Raw genomic sequence first — 15,655 nt, 5'->3', positions numbered from 1 at the left:
CAGCTCTTCAGTCAACCATCATATTGATGTTGAGGTTGTACATAATCCAGAGTGAGCCCACAACAACGATTGCGATAATCATAGCGGTGAACAGGAACGCCACCAGATTCCAACGTTCTTCGGACGATCCATTCATATGCAGGAAGTACACCAAGTGCACAATAATCTGCACTACGGCTAAACCGACCACTGTGGCCAGAATAGTCGTATGGGAGGCGGTACCGCTCATCACCATAGCAAATGGAATAACTGTCAGAATGACCGACAGAATGAAGCCAATAAGATATGACTTCAAGCTACCGTGGCTGGCTCCACCGTGAGTAGTTGTTGGATGACTCATTACATGGCTCCTAACAGATAGACAACGGTGAATACGCAGATCCAGACCACGTCCAGGAAGTGCCAGAACAAGCTCAGGCACATCAGACGGGTACGGTTCATCTCATTCAGGCCGCGTTTTGCTACTTGAATCATCATAATGATGATCCAAACCAGGCCAGCAGTAACGTGAATACCGTGGGTGGCAACCAGTGCGAAGAAGCTAGACAGGAACGCACTGCGATCCGGGCCGTAGCCTTCAACAATCAGGTGATGGAATTCATAGATTTCCATTGCCACAAAGCCCAGACCGAACAGGAAGGTCAGACCTAACCAGGTGTTCACCTGGTTTTTATGGCCTTTATTCATGCCCAGCATAGCGATGCCGTAAGTAATACTACTGAACAGTAACAGGAAGGTTTCGACCAGAACAAAGTTCAAGTCGAAGATATCCCTGCCGGAAGGACCGCCAGCGGTCCCGTTTACCAGCACTGCATAAGTTGCGAACAAAGTCGCAAACAAAATACAGTCGCTCATCAGGTAGATCCAGAAGCCGAATACTTTCGTTGCTCCTGCATCGTGATGCCCGTGCTCGGCATGGGCGACGTTGTGGTTAGTCAGAGTTTCAGTTGACATGATTCACGCCTGCTTTGCTGATTTGTTCATGATGAAGATTTTCAATGCGCTCAACTTCTGCAACCGGCACATAGTAATCAACATCCTCGTCGAAGCTTTTCACAATCCAGGTCACAATCATGCCAGCGAAGCCAATAATGGCCAGCCACCAGATATACCAGATCATGGCAAAGCCGAAGATCAAGCTGAAGCCAGCAATAATCACACCTGCACCGGTATTCTTCGGCATGTGGATTTCTTCGTATTTCGCTGGGCGTTTGTACGCTTCGCCTTTCTCTTTCATATCCCAGAATTCGTCACGGTCAACAACTTCAGGCACGACAGCGAAGTTATAGAACGGCGGTGGGGAAGAGGTAGACCACTCCAGCGTACGGCCACCCCACGGGTCACCAGTCAGATCGCGGTTTTGCTCGCGGTCACGAATACTGACGAACACCTGGATAACCTGACAGAAGATACCGCAAGCAATCAGTGCTGCACCGCCTGCTGCCACCATCAACATCGGGTGGAATTCTGGGTTGATGTCTTGGCTCAGACGACGGGTCATGCCCATAAAGCCCAGTACATACAGCGGCATAAAGGCAACGAAGAAGCCAATTATCCAGAACCAGAAAGCACGGATGCCCCATTTCTCATTCAGCGTAAAGCCGAAGGACTTAGGCCACCAGTAAGTCAGGCCAGCGAAGCAACCAAATACCACACCACCGATAATCACGTTATGGAAGTGCGCAATCAGGAACAGGCTGTTATGCAGTACAAAGTTTGCACCCGGAACGGCAAGTAGAACACCGGTCATCCCACCGATAGAGAAGGTGATGATGAAGCCAACGGTCCACAACATTGCGGAGTTAAACTGAATACGGCCTTGGTACATCGTGAACAACCAGTTGAAGATTTTCACCCCAGTTGGGATGGAAATGATCATCGTGGCTATACCGAAGAAGGCGTTAACGTTGGCACCGGACCCCATGGTGAAGAAGTGGTGTAGCCAAACAATAAACGACAGTACGGTAATCGCGATGGTTGCCCAGACTAAAGAGGTGTAACCAAACAGACGTTTTCTTGAGAAGGTCGCGGTAACTTCGGAGAACACCCCGAATACTGGCAGAACTAAAATGTACACTTCCGGATGGCCCCAGGCCCAAATCAGGTTGATGTACATCATCATGTTGCCACCCATATCATTGGTAAAGAAATGGGTGCCAAGGTAGCGGTCCAGTGTCAGTAACGCGACGGTCACAGTCAGGATCGGGAATGAAACGATAATCAAAATGTTGGTACACAGTGCAGCCCAGGTGAAGACTGGCATCTTCATCATCGACATGCCAGGCGCACGCATTTTCAAGATAGTCGCGAAGAAGTTAACACCGGTCAGCAAGGTCCCCAAACCAGAAATCTGTAGACTCCAGATCCAGTAATCGACCCCGACACCTGGGTTGTACTCTTTACCTGATAGTGGCGGATATGCCAACCAACCGGTTTGTGCGAATTCACCGACTCCCAGAGAGATGTTGATTAACACCACCCCGACGACAAAGAACCAGAAACTCAGTGAGTTCAGGAACGGGAAGGCAACGTCGCGAGCACCGATTTGTAGCGGTACAACCACGTTCATCAAGCCCACCACAAAAGGCATCGCCATGAAGAAAATCATGATAACGCCGTGCGCGGTGAAAATCTGATCATAGTGATGAGGCGGGAGGAATCCGGCCTCACCAGCAGAAGCAAGTGCTTGCTGGCTACGCATCATGATGGCGTCGGCAAAGCCACGCAGCAGCATGACCATGGCGACCAGAATGTACATGATACCGATTTTTTTATGGTCAACCGAAGTCAGCCATTCGCTCCATAGCCATTTCCATTTGCCGAAATAGGTCAGGGCAGCGACAACTGCCAGCCCACCCAGAACAATTGCAGCAACGGTAACCATAATGATTGGTTCGTGTAGCGGAACCGCATCAAGTGTTAATTTTCCCAACATCGTTTTATTCCTCGGCTCCGGCGTGAGCGGCGTGTTCGCCCATATCCATGCCCTGGCTCATGTCCATACCTTTATGGGTATCATCGCCTTTCTTGTGCATGTTCATATCGCCCATAAATTTGCCAATGATTCCTTTAAACAGCTCCGGTTTAACACTGGAGAAATACTCAACCGGGTTATTTTCACTCGGCTCAGCCAGTTTATTGAAATCGTCAGTGGTATTCAGGGTGTTCGGCGATTTTTTCACCTGTGCGACCCACTGGTTGAAGTCTTCCTGCGTTGGTGTTGCGATTGCAGTGAATTTCATACCAGAGAAGCCTTTGCCACTGAAGCTGCTGGAAATACCATTGTATTTACCGGCTTCGTTGGCGATCAGATGCAGTTTGGTTTGCATCCCGGCCATCGCATAAATCTGCCCGCCTAACTGAGGAATAAAGAACGAGTTCATTACTGAGTTGGAGGTGATTTTGAAGTTCACCGGAACATCAGTAGGGAAAGCCAGTTCATTTACTGTAGCAATACCTTGTTCTGGATAGATAAATAGCCATTTCCAGTCAAGGGAGACCACTTCAATGGTGATCGGTTCTTTGCCAGCCACTTCAAGCGGTTTGAACGGGTCAAGTTCGTGGGAGGTTTTCCAGGTTATCGTTGCCAAAATAGCAATGATAATGATTGGAACAGCCCAAACAACAAGCTCAATTTTGTTGGAATGGGACCAGTTTGGGGTGTAGGTCGCACTTTTGTTGGACGCGCGGAACTTCCATGCAAAAGCAAACGCCATAAAAATAACCGGAATAACGACGATCAACATTAAACCGATAGCTGTAAGTATCAGTGTTTTTTGTTCGACTCCGATTGCGCCTTTGGGATTCATCAATACCATATCGCAACCACTAAGCATTACTGTGGCTGCTAATAAAGACAACATACCCATATTTTTAATGTATTTCTTAAGTCTCATCTAACGACCTCAATTACAAAAGGGCTCTATTGTCGTTTCATGTGTGCGGGCATTTTACGGGAAGGTTGCAGGACTGTAAACATGCTTAAGATTGTGTCAGCGGCTTGTTGACACTTTATGTTAAGGGGGTCACAGATGTTGCCATGCGTGACAATTTACTAATAGCAACAATATGTTGGCGATGGCACCTGACGGGAAAACAGCGGATGTTAAGGAAAAACAACGGTAATTAGTGTTTTATTCACGGGAAATACTGATTTTAAATTAATACTTAGGCTTATTTTATGTAAATAATATGTGATGCCAAGGTAAATTAAAATATATTCAGGGGCGCTATAAATAGTCACCCCTGAATCATTTAGCTAGAAATTATATTTAATAGAGTAAACGATAGCGTCTTGTAAGAAATCTTCACCCAATTTGTTATAAGCATAACGGTACTGAATACCGGTGGTAAATTGTTTAATTGGTGTCCACCAAAGTGCAATGGCACCATTCACCCCGTTACGGCCACCATTACCTGCGGCATAACGTTCTGCCCGGTTAAACTCCAGTTCATTCCAGTTAGTGATGCTGAAATTCTCATCGAATGCGGTAAAGTCATAACCTGCGACCCAGCCCACGACATAGCCGTTGTTGCCTGAATAATAGGTTTGATCAACATAGTGTAGCGCGACGAAAGGTTTCATCCACACGCCCGCTACCGTGGCGTTATAGCCGATACCGTACAGAGTATTCACTTCGTGGAAGTTGCTGTAATTGTTACCTTCAGCACTCGGCAACGAGTAAGTGCCATAAAGATGGCCATAAAGGTTGAAACCGGAATCGCCTAAGTAATAACGGCCGGTTGTTTTGAAGGTATAGCGCTGGTTGTCACCTGGCTGTGCCGTTTTTGAATTGAACGGGTTTTCTAAATCAAAGAAGCCGTAGACCTCGCCCCAGCTATAACCTGCACCACCTTCCAACTCGATATAGGCAAAGTCATCTTTGTGTGAAGAGTTGCCTGATTTATGCGTAGTACTGCGACTCCAGTCAAGGTAGTTCATGCTGATATTAGCAAATCCCCACTGGTATTCAGCTTGTGCAGCGGGAGCCATCGTGACCGCAGTCAGCGCGGCTGCGCCGATAAGAATTTTACGCATAAATGCCTCTGTGTAGTTGAAAGATGTCAGGAGAAACAAAAGGACACAGTCCTTAACAAAAAGTGCGCACATCATAGTCCCAGAGCACGAAAGGATAAATAGCTCAAAGTGATGTAGATCTCGTTTTGTGAATAATATTTTGCAAGTGTTGCTTAAATTTGTGACATGGTTCAATTAATGTACTAAGGGAGCGTCAAAGATTGGATGGGCTGAAGTTATTTTTCTAACTGACAAATGCAAAAAAGCCGGCACAAGTACCGGCTTTAGTTAATGACGGGAGTTTATTAAGCTAATTTCTCTCGTCTGAGCGCGAGATAATCCAATACGCCACCCAGAACCATACCGACCACACTGAGCTGAATGCCTCGCAGCAGTAATATATCGGCCAATTGTGGGGCAGCGGTCCAATCCAGCGCGTTGCATATCAGTAAAATCAGCCAGGCGGCTAATAAAATGCAGCCAATTGTCAAAAAGCGTAGCGCCCAACGATAAGCTGTTTTAAATGCAGTACGAGGCATGAACTCATCTGTTTTTTGGGTGTGTTCCAGTGTCTGGCGGCAGATATAAAGCAGAATTAACCCCGGAATCGCCGCAGCAATAGAGAATAAATAGAACAGAGGCCAGCCATGAGTTTCAACAAACCAGCCGGCAATTGGGCCGACATAAACTCGACCTACTGCCGATAATGCTGATAACAAAGCAAATTGTGTGGCAGAGAACGATTTATTACAGAGCGTCATCAGTAGGGCGACGAAGGCCGCAGTCCCCATCCCGCCGCACAAGTTCTCCAGGAAGATGGCGCTGCCCATGGAGAATATATTCTTGTCGGTGATAGATAACAGCCAATAGCCGATATTGGAAACGGCTTGTAGAATCCCGAAAATCATTAATGCCCGGAATAAGCTCAAGCGCTGCATCAACAGGCCGCCATAGAGCGCACCAATAATCGTGGCAATCAATCCTAATGTTTTATTGACCAGACCGACTTCACCAGCATCGAAACCTATCCCACGGATCAGGAATGTGGTACTCAGACTAGCAGCAAAGGCATCCCCCATTTTGTACAGCACGATAAGCAGCAAAATCAGCCACGCATTGTTACGGCCAAAGAAATCACGTAAGGGCTCGACGATCGCCTGTTCTAAGGTTTTGGGGGGGGCAATTCGAATCACAGGCTCAGGAGCAAATAGGGTAGCAAACACCCCAATTAACATGAGCCCGGCCATCAGCCAGTAGGTCGATTGCCAGCCGAGATAACGGTCGGCTATCCACAGGGCCAGACCACCGGACACCAACATTGCCAAGCGATAGCCTAATACAGAAACTGCCGCACCGGTGCCGCGCTCTTCAGCGCTGAGTAAATCGGTTTTATAAGCATCAAAAACAATATCTTGCGATGCAGAACAGAATGCAACTAGCACGGCGATAGCGGCTAACCACCATAAATGTTTAGCCGGTTCCATAAAGCCCATGGCGATGATGGCGACAATTAACAGCAATTGGCTGATTAACAACCAACCGCGTCGACGGCCAAGAAATGAGGGCGTATAGCGGTCCATCAACGGGGACCAGAGGAACTTGAAGACGTAGGCCTGACCGACCAAAGAGAAAATACCAATAGTTTTTAGATCGACGTTTTCAACCGTCATCCAGGCTTGCAGCGTCCCGCCGGTAAGAGCTAAAGGGAGACCGGAAGCAAATCCCAACAAAAGAAGAACTAGAGAGTTGCGCTGGGTAAAAAGGTTCGAATAGCGATTGGACATGTGAGACCTACATGCTCCACCCCATGTGCGGGGCAGAGCATTCTGTTAAGCAGTAATAATGATGTTAAGCAAATAGCAGATTAGCGCGCATTTTGCTTGATAAAGCTACTGACGCTGGTGTCTTGCGCCATATCCGCAATAACATCGCTTAACACGGTATTGACGGCATTAGTGATTTTTTCGTTGGTTGCAGTAAATGCACCCTGAACGTTATAGCTGGCACGGTAATTCTTCACCTGCTTATTGCCGTTTTTCGCGGTAGCAGTAATAGAGATATCGGCTTTGGTGGTGATGTTATAACGCAGATTGCCTTCCTGAACATCGGCATACAGCTGATTTACCACGATTTGCAGGTCAACTGGTGCATTAGTGCCAATCATATAACCACGAGCAGTCATTTGTTTTTCAAGCACTTCTTGTAGCAGGAAACGCAGATCACGGGATGGGGTTAACACCACCAGTTGACCATCACGATTGACTTTAGCCAGTGCCGAATCTTGACGTTGGTCGGCCCCATTAATGCTGATTGTAATCCCCATTAATGTTGGATCTTGTGGCGGTAATACCACTTTCGGGGTGACATTCAAGGTGTTGTTACTGGCAGCACAACCCGCCAATATAAAAACAGCCAACAGCGGGAAAAGAATTTTCTTTAGCATGTTCACTTTCTCAATAGTTATGGAATTTTTTAATAATCAGAGCGGGATAGCAGCCATGTTATTTTGCGAGTTTGCAGTTGCGACATCATAGCACTGCGAGTGGCTGGTGGAAGATCCTGATGGAGAGAAATTCACCAAAAAATATGATTTTCCGCCAAGTACCCCTTCATTTAATGTTAAGACCTTACAAGTTGCCTTTTTGCTGACTATCAGATAAGTCCGTTAACCTAAACTGCTCGAGTTGAGATATTCAGGATATTTTGTATCTGAAATGTTATAAAACAGCCAAAATCAACTAATATTGCAATAGAGAGTAGGCAGTTTTTTGCCTCAGCAGTAAGGAGAGCATGATGATTTTGATTCGAGAACAAATTGAAGAAAAACTAAAAATGGCCTTCGAACCGGATCATCTGGAGGTAATCAATGAAAGTTACCGCCACAATGTTCCTGCTGGTTCTGAGAGTCATTTTAAAATTGTGATCGTCAGCGATAAATTTCAAGACCAGCGCTTTCTGAGCCGTCATCGGGCCATTTATAGTGTGTTGGCTGATGAGCTGGCAAGCACGGTTCATGCGCTGGCCTTACATACTTACACTCAGAAAGAGTGGGCTGGATTACAAGATACGGTTCCTGCCTCGCCGCCATGTCGTGGCGCGGGGACATTGGCTTAATCTGCGAGCGTAATCAAATACAAACCGGATAACAGTAGTAATTCTGGTCTGATTTAGGGTATTAGTAGGTGAGAATTTTGCGAGCGGCCTATAGGGCCGCTTCTGTTTCTGTATAGGCGACGTGTTAGTTTGAACCGTGCGCCACAGGAGTTTTAGCCGAGGGAACGATTCACGCGTGAATTTTACCGCGACAACATTCGCTTGCTTTCCTCGACTCATAACCTGTGCGCCGCTATAATGTCGCGTCTTATTTTTCCGGAATGGTTTCGGGACGCTTCTGACATCTGGGATACTCGGTTCTGTTTAATGCGGCCGTCCCGGTTCTTAGAGGGTGTTTTCAGAGTTCGCATCATTCCTGAAAGGGTAATGGTGCTGCTTCGTTTGCAGCTTCTGGAGTTGACCGAGCACTGTGATTTTTTTGAGGTAACAAGATGCAAGTTTCTGTTGAAACCACTCAAGGCCTTGGCCGCCGTGTAACAATTACTGTTGCTGCTGACAGCATTGAGAAAGCAGTAAAAAGCGAATTAGTTAAAGCCGCTAAAAATGTTCGTATCGACGGTTTCCGTAAAGGCCATGTGCCGATGAACATCGTTGAACAGCGTTACGGTGCTTCTGTTCGTCAGGACGTACTGGGTGATCTGATGCAACGTAATTTCGTTGATGCGATCATTAAAGAAAAAATCAACCCAGCTGGCGCGCCTAACTATGTACCGGGCGAGTACAAGCAGGGTGAAGATTTTACTTATTCCGTTGAGTTCGAAGTGTATCCGGAAGTTGAGCTGAAAGATCTGGAAAGCATTGAAGTAGAAAAGCCAGTTGTTGAAGTTAATGACGCTGACGTTGATACCATGCTGGAAACTCTGCGTAAGCAACAAGCAACCTGGAAAGAAACTGACGCTGCAGCAACTGCTGAAGATCGTGCAACTCTGGATTTCACCGGCTCTATCGATGGTGAAGTGTTTGAAGGTGGCAAAGCGTCTGATTTCGTGCTGGCAATGGGCCAGGGTCGTATGATCCCGGGCTTCGAAGAAGGTGTAATCGGCCACAAAGCCGGTGAAGAATTCACCATCGACGTAAACTTCCCAGAAGATTACCACGCCGAAAACCTGAAAGGTAAATCAGCGAAATTCGACATCGTGTTGAAGAAAGTTGAAGTGCGTGAGCTGCCAGAACTGACTGAAGAGTTCATCAAACGTTTCGGCGTTGCTGATGGTTCATTAGCGGGTCTGCGTGCTGAAGTGCGTAAAAACATGGAACGTGAGCTGAAAGGCGCAGTGCGTAACCGTGTGAAGACTCAGGCAATCGACGGTCTGGTCAGCGCTAACGAAATCGACGTTCCAGCTGCACTGGTTGAAGGTGAAATCGACGTTCTGCGCCGTCAGGCTGCACAGCGTTTCGGCGGCAACGAGAAACAAGCTGCTGAACTGCCACGTGAACTGTTCGAAGAACAAGCTAAGCGTCGCGTTGTTGTTGGTCTGTTGCTGGGCGAAGTTATCAGCCAGCACGAGCTGAAAGCTGATGAAGATCGTGTTAAAGCACTGATCGAAGAAATGGCTTCTGCTTACGAAGATCCACAAGAAGTGATCGAGTTCTACAGCAAAAACAAAGAGCTGATGAACAATATGCGTAACGTTGCTCTGGAAGAACAAGCAGTAGAAACTCTGCTGGCTAAAGCCAAAGTTACTGAAAAACCAACTACCTTTAGTGAGCTGATGAATCAGACCACTACTGCGTAATGTTTTTTTAGCGCATTAAATTGAAAAAGCCCGTTGCCTTTGGCTGCGGGCTTTTTCTTTTAGTAACAATAATCCCTCAATAGTATGATTAATCTGGCATGTTTCGTCGTAATCTGCGCTATATTTGAAAAGTGAAATGAAGTACTTAACAGATAAAAAATCAATAGGGCGTCGGGATTACGGCAGGGATCGCGGGCGGTTATTAGGCTAAAAAATGGGTATGGGGCTTGAAAAAGAATATTAATCCCCCAATTAACTTAATAGACGTTCATATCTGATGTTGATGGAACACTGGCTGATTACCACCGTCGAATGTGTCTGGATACCCAGACTGTTTGCATGCGACCTTGATGCATGAACATAGTCATCATTGCTTATCTCAAGTAGAATCGGTTATGAATGGCGCCAAAGTAAATTCTATTAGGAGACGGTAATGTCATACAGTGGCGAACGAGATCAATTTGCACCTAACATGGCTCTGGTGCCAATGGTGGTTGAGCAGACTTCACGTGGAGAGCGTTCTTACGATATCTTCTCCCGTCTGCTGAAAGAGCGCATTATTTTTCTGACCGGTCAAGTTGAAGACCATATGGCCAACTTGATTACCGCGCAAATGCTGTTTCTGGAAGCAGAGAATCCAGAGAAAGACATCTTCTTGTATATCAACTCACCAGGTGGGGTGATTACTGCTGGGATGTCAATTTATGACACCATGCAATTTATTAAGCCTGATGTCAGCACTATTTGTATGGGCCAGGCGTGTTCAATGGGTGCATTCCTGTTGACTGCGGGTGCTAAGGGTAAACGCTTCTGCCTGCCGAATTCACGGGTGATGATCCATCAACCGTTGGGCGGCTTCCAGGGCCAGGCCACAGATATTGAAATTCATGCCAAAGAGATTTTAAAAGTGAAATCGCGCATGAATGAACTGATGGCGCATCACACGGGAAAATCTCTTGAAGAAATAGAGAGAGACACTGAGCGCGACCGTTTCCTGTCTGCTGAACAGGCTGTAGAATACGGTTTAGTTGATTCTGTGTTCACCCGTCGTGACTAACGACTTATTTCTGTGAGCCGATATACTATAGTGAATGTAAATAGAACAATTCGTGATGCTGAATAAGCCTAATTGCGTATTGTTTGTGCAATCCTCATGATATCGGCTGTCCGTTGAAGGCTAACGTGGCGTACAGAAGTAGCGAGAATAGTCTCCCTGCCGCAGGTTTCAGATGTGGCAGATATTAAAGAAGAGGTTTACTGATGACAGATAAGCGCAAAGACGGTTCTGGAAAGCTGCTGTATTGCTCTTTCTGCGGCAAAAGCCAGCATGAAGTGCGTAAGCTAATTGCCGGGCCGTCAGTGTATATCTGCGATGAATGTGTCGATTTGTGTAATGACATTATTCGCGAAGAGATCAAAGAAGTCGCACCGCATCGCGAGCGTAGCTCGCTGCCTACGCCACACGAAATTCGTCGTCACCTTGATGATTACGTCATCGGACAGGAACCGGCGAAAAAAGTATTAGCGGTTGCGGTATATAACCATTACAAACGTTTACGCAATGGCGACACCAGCAATGGTATCGAATTGGGTAAAAGTAATATTCTGCTGATCGGCCCAACGGGCAGCGGTAAAACACTGCTGGCAGAAACTCTGGCTCGCTTCCTGGATGTGCCATTTACCATGGCTGATGCGACCACACTGACCGAAGCGGGTTATGTGGGCGAAGATGTTGAAAACATCATTCAGAAGCTGCTACAGAAATGCGATTACGATGTTCAGAAAGCACAACGTGGCATCGTCTATATCGATGAAATTGACAAGATTTCACGTAAGTCTGATAACCCATCTATTACTCGCGATGTTTCGGGTGAAGGTGTGCAACAGGCTCTGTTGAAATTGATCGAAGGGACTATTGCTGCTGTTCCACCTCAAGGTGGTCGTAAGCATCCACAGCAGGAATTTTTGCAGGTTGATACCTCTAAAATTCTGTTTATCTGTGGTGGTGCTTTTGCGGGGCTGGATAAAGTTATTGAGCAGCGCATTAATACCGGCAGTGGTATTGGCTTCGGTGCCCAGGTAAAAGGCAAGTCAGAGAAGGCTACAGAAGGCGAGTTATTGCGCCAGGCTGAGCCGGAAGATTTGATTAAATTCGGTTTAATCCCTGAATTTATCGGCCGTCTGCCTGTGGTTGCTACTTTGAGTGAATTGAGCGAAGACGCGCTGATTCAGATCCTGAAAGAGCCGAAGAACGCCCTGACTAAACAATATCAGGCGTTGTTCAATCTTGAAGGTGTTGAACTTGAGTTCCGCGATGAAGCGTTGACAGCCATTGCCAAAAAAGCAATGGCGCGCAAAACAGGTGCTCGTGGCCTGCGCTCTATCGTAGAAGGCGCTTTGCTGGATACCATGTACGATTTACCGTCAATGGACAGTGTGGAAAAAGTGGTTGTGGATGAGTCAGTTATCGCTGGTCAATCTGCGCCAATGCTGATTTATGGTCAGCCTGAAGCCCAAGCTTCTGGCGAATAATTAGCCAAATAATCCAGATGGTTAGTATGACAATGGGGGATTTTATCCCCCATTTCTTTTTCCTCGCATTGTAATCGTTGAATGTAAGACATTCGTCCCCATATACTCAATTACCTATTTAGTGAAACTCGTGATGACTCGTGTTTCACGAGATTCCCAGAAATCTGGCGGAAGCTAAACTAAGAGAGAGCTCTATGAACCCTGAGCGTTCCGAACGCATAGAAATCCCCGTATTGCCTCTGCGCGATGTGGTGGTTTATCCGCATATGGTGATCCCACTGTTTGTTGGCCGGGAAAAGTCGATTCGGTGCCTGGAAGCTGCAATGGACCATGATAAAAAAATCATGCTGGTTGCGCAGAAAGAAGCCTCAACTGATGAGCCTGGTATCAACGATCTGTTTTCAGTCGGCACTGTAGCCTCGATTCTGCAAATGCTGAAATTGCCTGATGGCACAGTCAAAGTGCTGGTTGAAGGGCTACAGCGTGCGCGTATCACCACGCTTTCCGACAGCGGCGAGCACTTTGCTGCCCAAGCGGAATATTTAGAATCACCGGTGATGGACGACCGTGAGCAAGAAGTATTAGTTCGCACGGCGATTAATCAGTTTGAAGGTTACATCAAGCTGAACAAGAAGATCCCACCAGAAGTACTGGCTTCATTGCACAGTATTGATGATGCGGCACGCCTTGCTGATACTATCGCGGCCCATATGCCGTTGAAATTAAATGATAAACAAGCTGTTCTGGAAATGTTCGATGTCACCGAACGTCTGGAATATCTGATGGCGATGATGGAATCTGAAATTGATCTGTTACAGGTCGAAAAACGGATCCGCAATCGTGTCAAAAAACAGATGGAAAAAAGTCAGCGCGAATACTATTTGAATGAGCAAATGAAAGCCATTCAGAAAGAATTGGGCGAGATGGACGATACGCCTGATGAGCACGAAGCGCTGAAACGCAAAATCGAAGCGGCAAAAATGCCGAAAGATGCACGCGAAAAAACCGAAGCTGAACTGCAAAAGCTGAAAATGATGTCGCCGATGTCGGCGGAAGCTACCGTGGTTCGCGGTTACATTGATTGGATGTTGCAGGTTCCGTGGAACAGCCGCAGCAAAGTTAAAAAAGATCTGGTTAAAGCACAGGAAGTTCTGGATACCGACCATTACGGCTTAGAACGCGTTAAAGATCGTATTTTGGAATACCTCGCAGTACAGAGCCGGGTCAGCAAAATCAAAGGGCCAATCCTGTGTCTGGTGGGGCCTCCTGGGGTCGGTAAAACGTCTCTGGGGCAATCTATTGCCCGTGCCACAGGCCGTCAATATGTGCGTATGGCACTGGGTGGCGTGCGTGACGAAGCGGAGATTCGTGGTCACCGTCGTACCTATATCGGTTCTATGCCGGGTAAATTGATCCAGAAGATGGCAAAAGTTGGGGTAAAAAACCCACTCTTCCTGTTGGATGAGATTGATAAAATGGCATCCGACATGCGCGGTGATCCGGCATCTGCCTTGCTGGAAGTGCTAGATCCAGAGCAAAACGTGGCATTTAACGATCATTATCTGGAAGTTGATTATGATCTGTCCGATGTCATGTTTGTGGCGACGTCTAACTCCATGAATATTCCAGCGCCATTGCTGGACCGTATGGAAGTGATTCGCCTGTCCGGTTATACCGAAGATGAAAAACTCAATATTGCCAAGCAGCATCTGTTGCCGAAACAATTTGAGCGCAACGCCATTAAGAAAGGCGAGTTGACCATCGACGACAGTGCCATCATGAGCATTATCCGTTATTACACCCGTGAAGCTGGGGTGCGTAGTTTGGAACGTGAAATTTCCAAACTGTGCCGTAAAGCAGTAAAAAATCTGCTTATGGATAAAACGGTTAAGCACATTGAAATCACGGGTGACAACCTGAAAGATTTCCTTGGCGTACAGAAAGTCGATTATGGCCGCGCTGATACTGAAAACCGTGTCGGTCAAGTCACTGGCCTGGCATGGACTGAAGTGGGTGGTGATTTGCTGACCATCGAGACTGCTTGTGTTCCGGGCAAAGGTAAGTTGACTTACACCGGTTCTCTGGGGGAAGTCATGCAAGAGTCTATTCAGGCCGCATTAACCGTGGTTCGCGCACGTGCGGATAAATTGGGTATTAATCCTGATTTTTACGAAAAACGTGACATTCACGTGCATGTGCCAGAAGGTGCGACGCCGAAAGATGGTCCAAGTGCAGGTATTGCAATGTGTACCGCACTGGTTTCTTGCCTGACAGGTAACCCGGTACGTGCCGATGTTGCGATGACCGGCGAAATCACTTTACGTGGCTTAGTATTGCCAATCGGTGGTTTGAAAGAGAAATTGCTGGCCGCGCATCGTGGTGGGATTAAAGTTGTGCTGATTCCAGATGATAACAAACGTGATTTGGAAGAGATTCCAGACAATGTTATTGCTGATCTGGAGATTCATCCGGTGAAACGAATTGATGATGTTTTAGCCATTGCATTGCAAAATCCTGCCTTCGGGGCACAGCCGGTAGCGTCAAAATAGTGACGGATCGCAAGAAGTATTGATAAAACTGATGCTGGTGAGTGAAATCCTACTTGCCAGCTATTTTTTGTGCCGCTAAGTTAGTTCGGCTGTCTGGCAAAAGTTTAAGCCTTTGGGCTACTTGCTATGGCTAGACAGGATTGATATAACAGCTGCGCTGTCGTGTTGTCCGTAGGGATTTCGGCGCGACGATAGAATTCTAAAGGGGATGAAAGAGTGAATAAGTCACAACTGATCGACAAAATTGCCGCAGGTGCTGATATTTCTAAAGCGGCCGCTGGGCGCGCGTTGGACGCAATTATTGCTTCTGTTACTGAATCTTTGAAAGAAGGGGATGACGTAGCTCTGGTTGGTTTTGGTACTTTTGCAGTACGTGAGCGTTCTGCACGTACTGGCCGCAACCCTCAGACAGGCAAAGAAATCAGTATTCCAGCAGCTAAAGTACCAGGCTTCCGTGCCGGTAAAGGCCTGAAAGACGCTGTAAACTGATTACCGCGTCAATTCTCACCTGCCGCGAATATTGTTTGTGTTAAACAATAACCTGACGCAGTTGAGCTGGTAAGGTAAGATACAAGGCGCATCGTTAATGATGCGCTTTTTTTTCGTTTAGCGAGTTGAATTGACTAACAGTTGAAGTGACGGAGAGCTGAAGTCACGTAACATACTGGTCTGGCGAAAAATATCAGCAGCCTTTTTAGACAAAACAC

Annotated in this window: 13 protein-coding genes; 6 read left to right on the top strand and 7 right to left on the bottom strand. The window is 46.8% G+C overall.

Annotation, left to right across the window (positions count from 1 at the left end):
- Window positions 1-7: 7 nt before the first annotated feature.
- The 7 genes from FTA96_RS13365 to FTA96_RS13335 all read right to left on the bottom strand — a co-directional run bounded on the left by FTA96_RS13365 (window position 8) and on the right by FTA96_RS13335 (window position 7,460).
- Window positions 8-340, bottom strand: coding sequence for a cytochrome o ubiquinol oxidase subunit IV (locus FTA96_RS13365; protein ID WP_025377412.1), 333 nt, complete (start codon window positions 338-340; stop codon window positions 8-10).
- On the bottom strand, window positions 340-954 hold the full coding sequence (locus tag FTA96_RS13360; RefSeq protein WP_050108963.1) for a cytochrome o ubiquinol oxidase subunit III: 615 nt from the start codon (window positions 952-954) through the stop codon (window positions 340-342). Before FTA96_RS13360 ends, FTA96_RS13365 begins: the two co-directional genes overlap by 1 nt.
- Window positions 944-2,935 carry a cytochrome o ubiquinol oxidase subunit I gene (gene cyoB, locus FTA96_RS13355; protein ID WP_145574035.1) on the bottom strand — a complete coding sequence of 664 codons (1,992 nt, stop codon included), beginning with the start codon at window positions 2,933-2,935 and terminating at the stop codon, window positions 944-946. Before cyoB ends, FTA96_RS13360 begins: the two co-directional genes overlap by 11 nt.
- 4 nt (window positions 2,936-2,939) lie before the next feature.
- Window positions 2,940-3,896 (bottom strand): cytochrome o ubiquinol oxidase subunit II, encoded by a 957-nt coding sequence (cyoA, locus tag FTA96_RS13350; RefSeq protein ID WP_050108961.1) that lies wholly within the window; start codon window positions 3,894-3,896, stop codon window positions 2,940-2,942.
- A 362-nt stretch (window positions 3,897-4,258) separates the two neighbouring features.
- Window positions 4,259-5,038, bottom strand: coding sequence for a nucleoside-specific channel-forming Tsx family protein (locus tag FTA96_RS13345; protein WP_050108960.1), 780 nt, complete (start codon window positions 5,036-5,038; stop codon window positions 4,259-4,261).
- 284 nt (window positions 5,039-5,322) lie between these two features.
- Entirely contained in the window at window positions 5,323-6,801 is a 1,479-nt protein-coding gene (gene ampG, locus FTA96_RS13340) for a muropeptide MFS transporter AmpG (RefSeq protein ID WP_050108959.1), read from the bottom strand.
- Between the two features lie 80 nt (window positions 6,802-6,881).
- Complete coding sequence (locus tag FTA96_RS13335; protein WP_032910677.1) at window positions 6,882-7,460, bottom strand: lipoprotein; 579 nt, start codon at window positions 7,458-7,460, stop codon at window positions 6,882-6,884.
- Between the two features lie 350 nt (window positions 7,461-7,810).
- On the opposite strand from FTA96_RS13335, the gene bolA reads away from it, so the two are divergent.
- The 6 genes from bolA to hupB all read left to right on the top strand — a co-directional run bounded on the left by bolA (window position 7,811) and on the right by hupB (window position 15,437).
- Window positions 7,811-8,131, top strand: a complete 321-nt coding sequence (gene bolA / locus FTA96_RS13330) for a transcriptional regulator BolA (RefSeq protein WP_072077912.1) — start codon at window positions 7,811-7,813, stop codon at window positions 8,129-8,131.
- Window positions 8,132-8,562: 431 nt separating this feature from the next.
- Window positions 8,563-9,867 (top strand): trigger factor, encoded by a 1,305-nt coding sequence (gene tig, locus FTA96_RS13320; RefSeq protein WP_050108958.1) that lies wholly within the window; start codon window positions 8,563-8,565, stop codon window positions 9,865-9,867.
- 433 nt (window positions 9,868-10,300) lie between these two features.
- On the top strand, window positions 10,301-10,924 hold the full coding sequence (clpP, locus tag FTA96_RS13315; protein WP_004714577.1) for an ATP-dependent Clp endopeptidase proteolytic subunit ClpP: 624 nt from the start codon (window positions 10,301-10,303) through the stop codon (window positions 10,922-10,924).
- Between the two features lie 203 nt (window positions 10,925-11,127).
- Window positions 11,128-12,399, top strand: coding sequence for an ATP-dependent protease ATP-binding subunit ClpX (gene clpX / locus FTA96_RS13310; protein WP_050108955.1), 1,272 nt, complete (start codon window positions 11,128-11,130; stop codon window positions 12,397-12,399).
- A gap of 194 nt (window positions 12,400-12,593) precedes the next feature.
- A complete protein-coding gene (gene lon, locus FTA96_RS13305) occupies window positions 12,594-14,948 on the top strand; it encodes an endopeptidase La (protein ID WP_057630636.1) in 2,355 nt (784 codons plus the stop codon).
- A gap of 216 nt (window positions 14,949-15,164) precedes the next feature.
- Complete coding sequence (gene hupB / locus FTA96_RS13300; RefSeq protein ID WP_004392663.1) at window positions 15,165-15,437, top strand: nucleoid-associated protein HU-beta; 273 nt, start codon at window positions 15,165-15,167, stop codon at window positions 15,435-15,437.
- Window positions 15,438-15,655: the final 218 nt, after the last annotated feature.

Origin of the sequence: Yersinia alsatica (assembly GCF_902170305.1) — a bacterium.
In the GTDB taxonomy this organism is placed as follows: domain Bacteria; phylum Pseudomonadota; class Gammaproteobacteria; order Enterobacterales; family Enterobacteriaceae; genus Yersinia; species Yersinia alsatica.
The sequence above is the reverse complement of the archived record's forward strand: the minus strand, read 5'-3'. Positions and strand labels throughout refer to the sequence as shown.

Bases quoted from the DNA above. Each gene is read 5' to 3' on its own strand.
- FTA96_RS13335 (WP_032910677.1), bottom strand. From the start codon at position 7,460: ATGCTAAAGAAAATTCTTTTCCCGCTGTTGGCTGTTTTTATATTGGCG.
- bolA (WP_072077912.1), top strand. From the start codon at position 7,811: ATGATTTTGATTCGAGAACAAATTGAAGAAAAACTAAAAATGGCCTTC.
- cyoA (WP_050108961.1), bottom strand. From the start codon at position 3,896: ATGAGACTTAAGAAATACATTAAAAATATGGGTATGTTGTCTTTATTA.
- lon (WP_057630636.1), top strand. From the start codon at position 12,594: ATGAACCCTGAGCGTTCCGAACGCATAGAAATCCCCGTATTGCCTCTG.
- ampG (WP_050108959.1), bottom strand. From the start codon at position 6,801: ATGTCCAATCGCTATTCGAACCTTTTTACCCAGCGCAACTCTCTAGTT.
- tig (WP_050108958.1), top strand. From the start codon at position 8,563: ATGCAAGTTTCTGTTGAAACCACTCAAGGCCTTGGCCGCCGTGTAACA.
- clpX (WP_050108955.1), top strand. From the start codon at position 11,128: ATGACAGATAAGCGCAAAGACGGTTCTGGAAAGCTGCTGTATTGCTCT.
- FTA96_RS13365 (WP_025377412.1), bottom strand. From the start codon at position 340: ATGAGTCATCCAACAACTACTCACGGTGGAGCCAGCCACGGTAGCTTG.
- FTA96_RS13360 (WP_050108963.1), bottom strand. From the start codon at position 954: ATGTCAACTGAAACTCTGACTAACCACAACGTCGCCCATGCCGAGCAC.
- clpP (WP_004714577.1), top strand. From the start codon at position 10,301: ATGTCATACAGTGGCGAACGAGATCAATTTGCACCTAACATGGCTCTG.
- cyoB (WP_145574035.1), bottom strand. From the start codon at position 2,935: ATGTTGGGAAAATTAACACTTGATGCGGTTCCGCTACACGAACCAATC.
- FTA96_RS13345 (WP_050108960.1), bottom strand. From the start codon at position 5,038: ATGCGTAAAATTCTTATCGGCGCAGCCGCGCTGACTGCGGTCACGATG.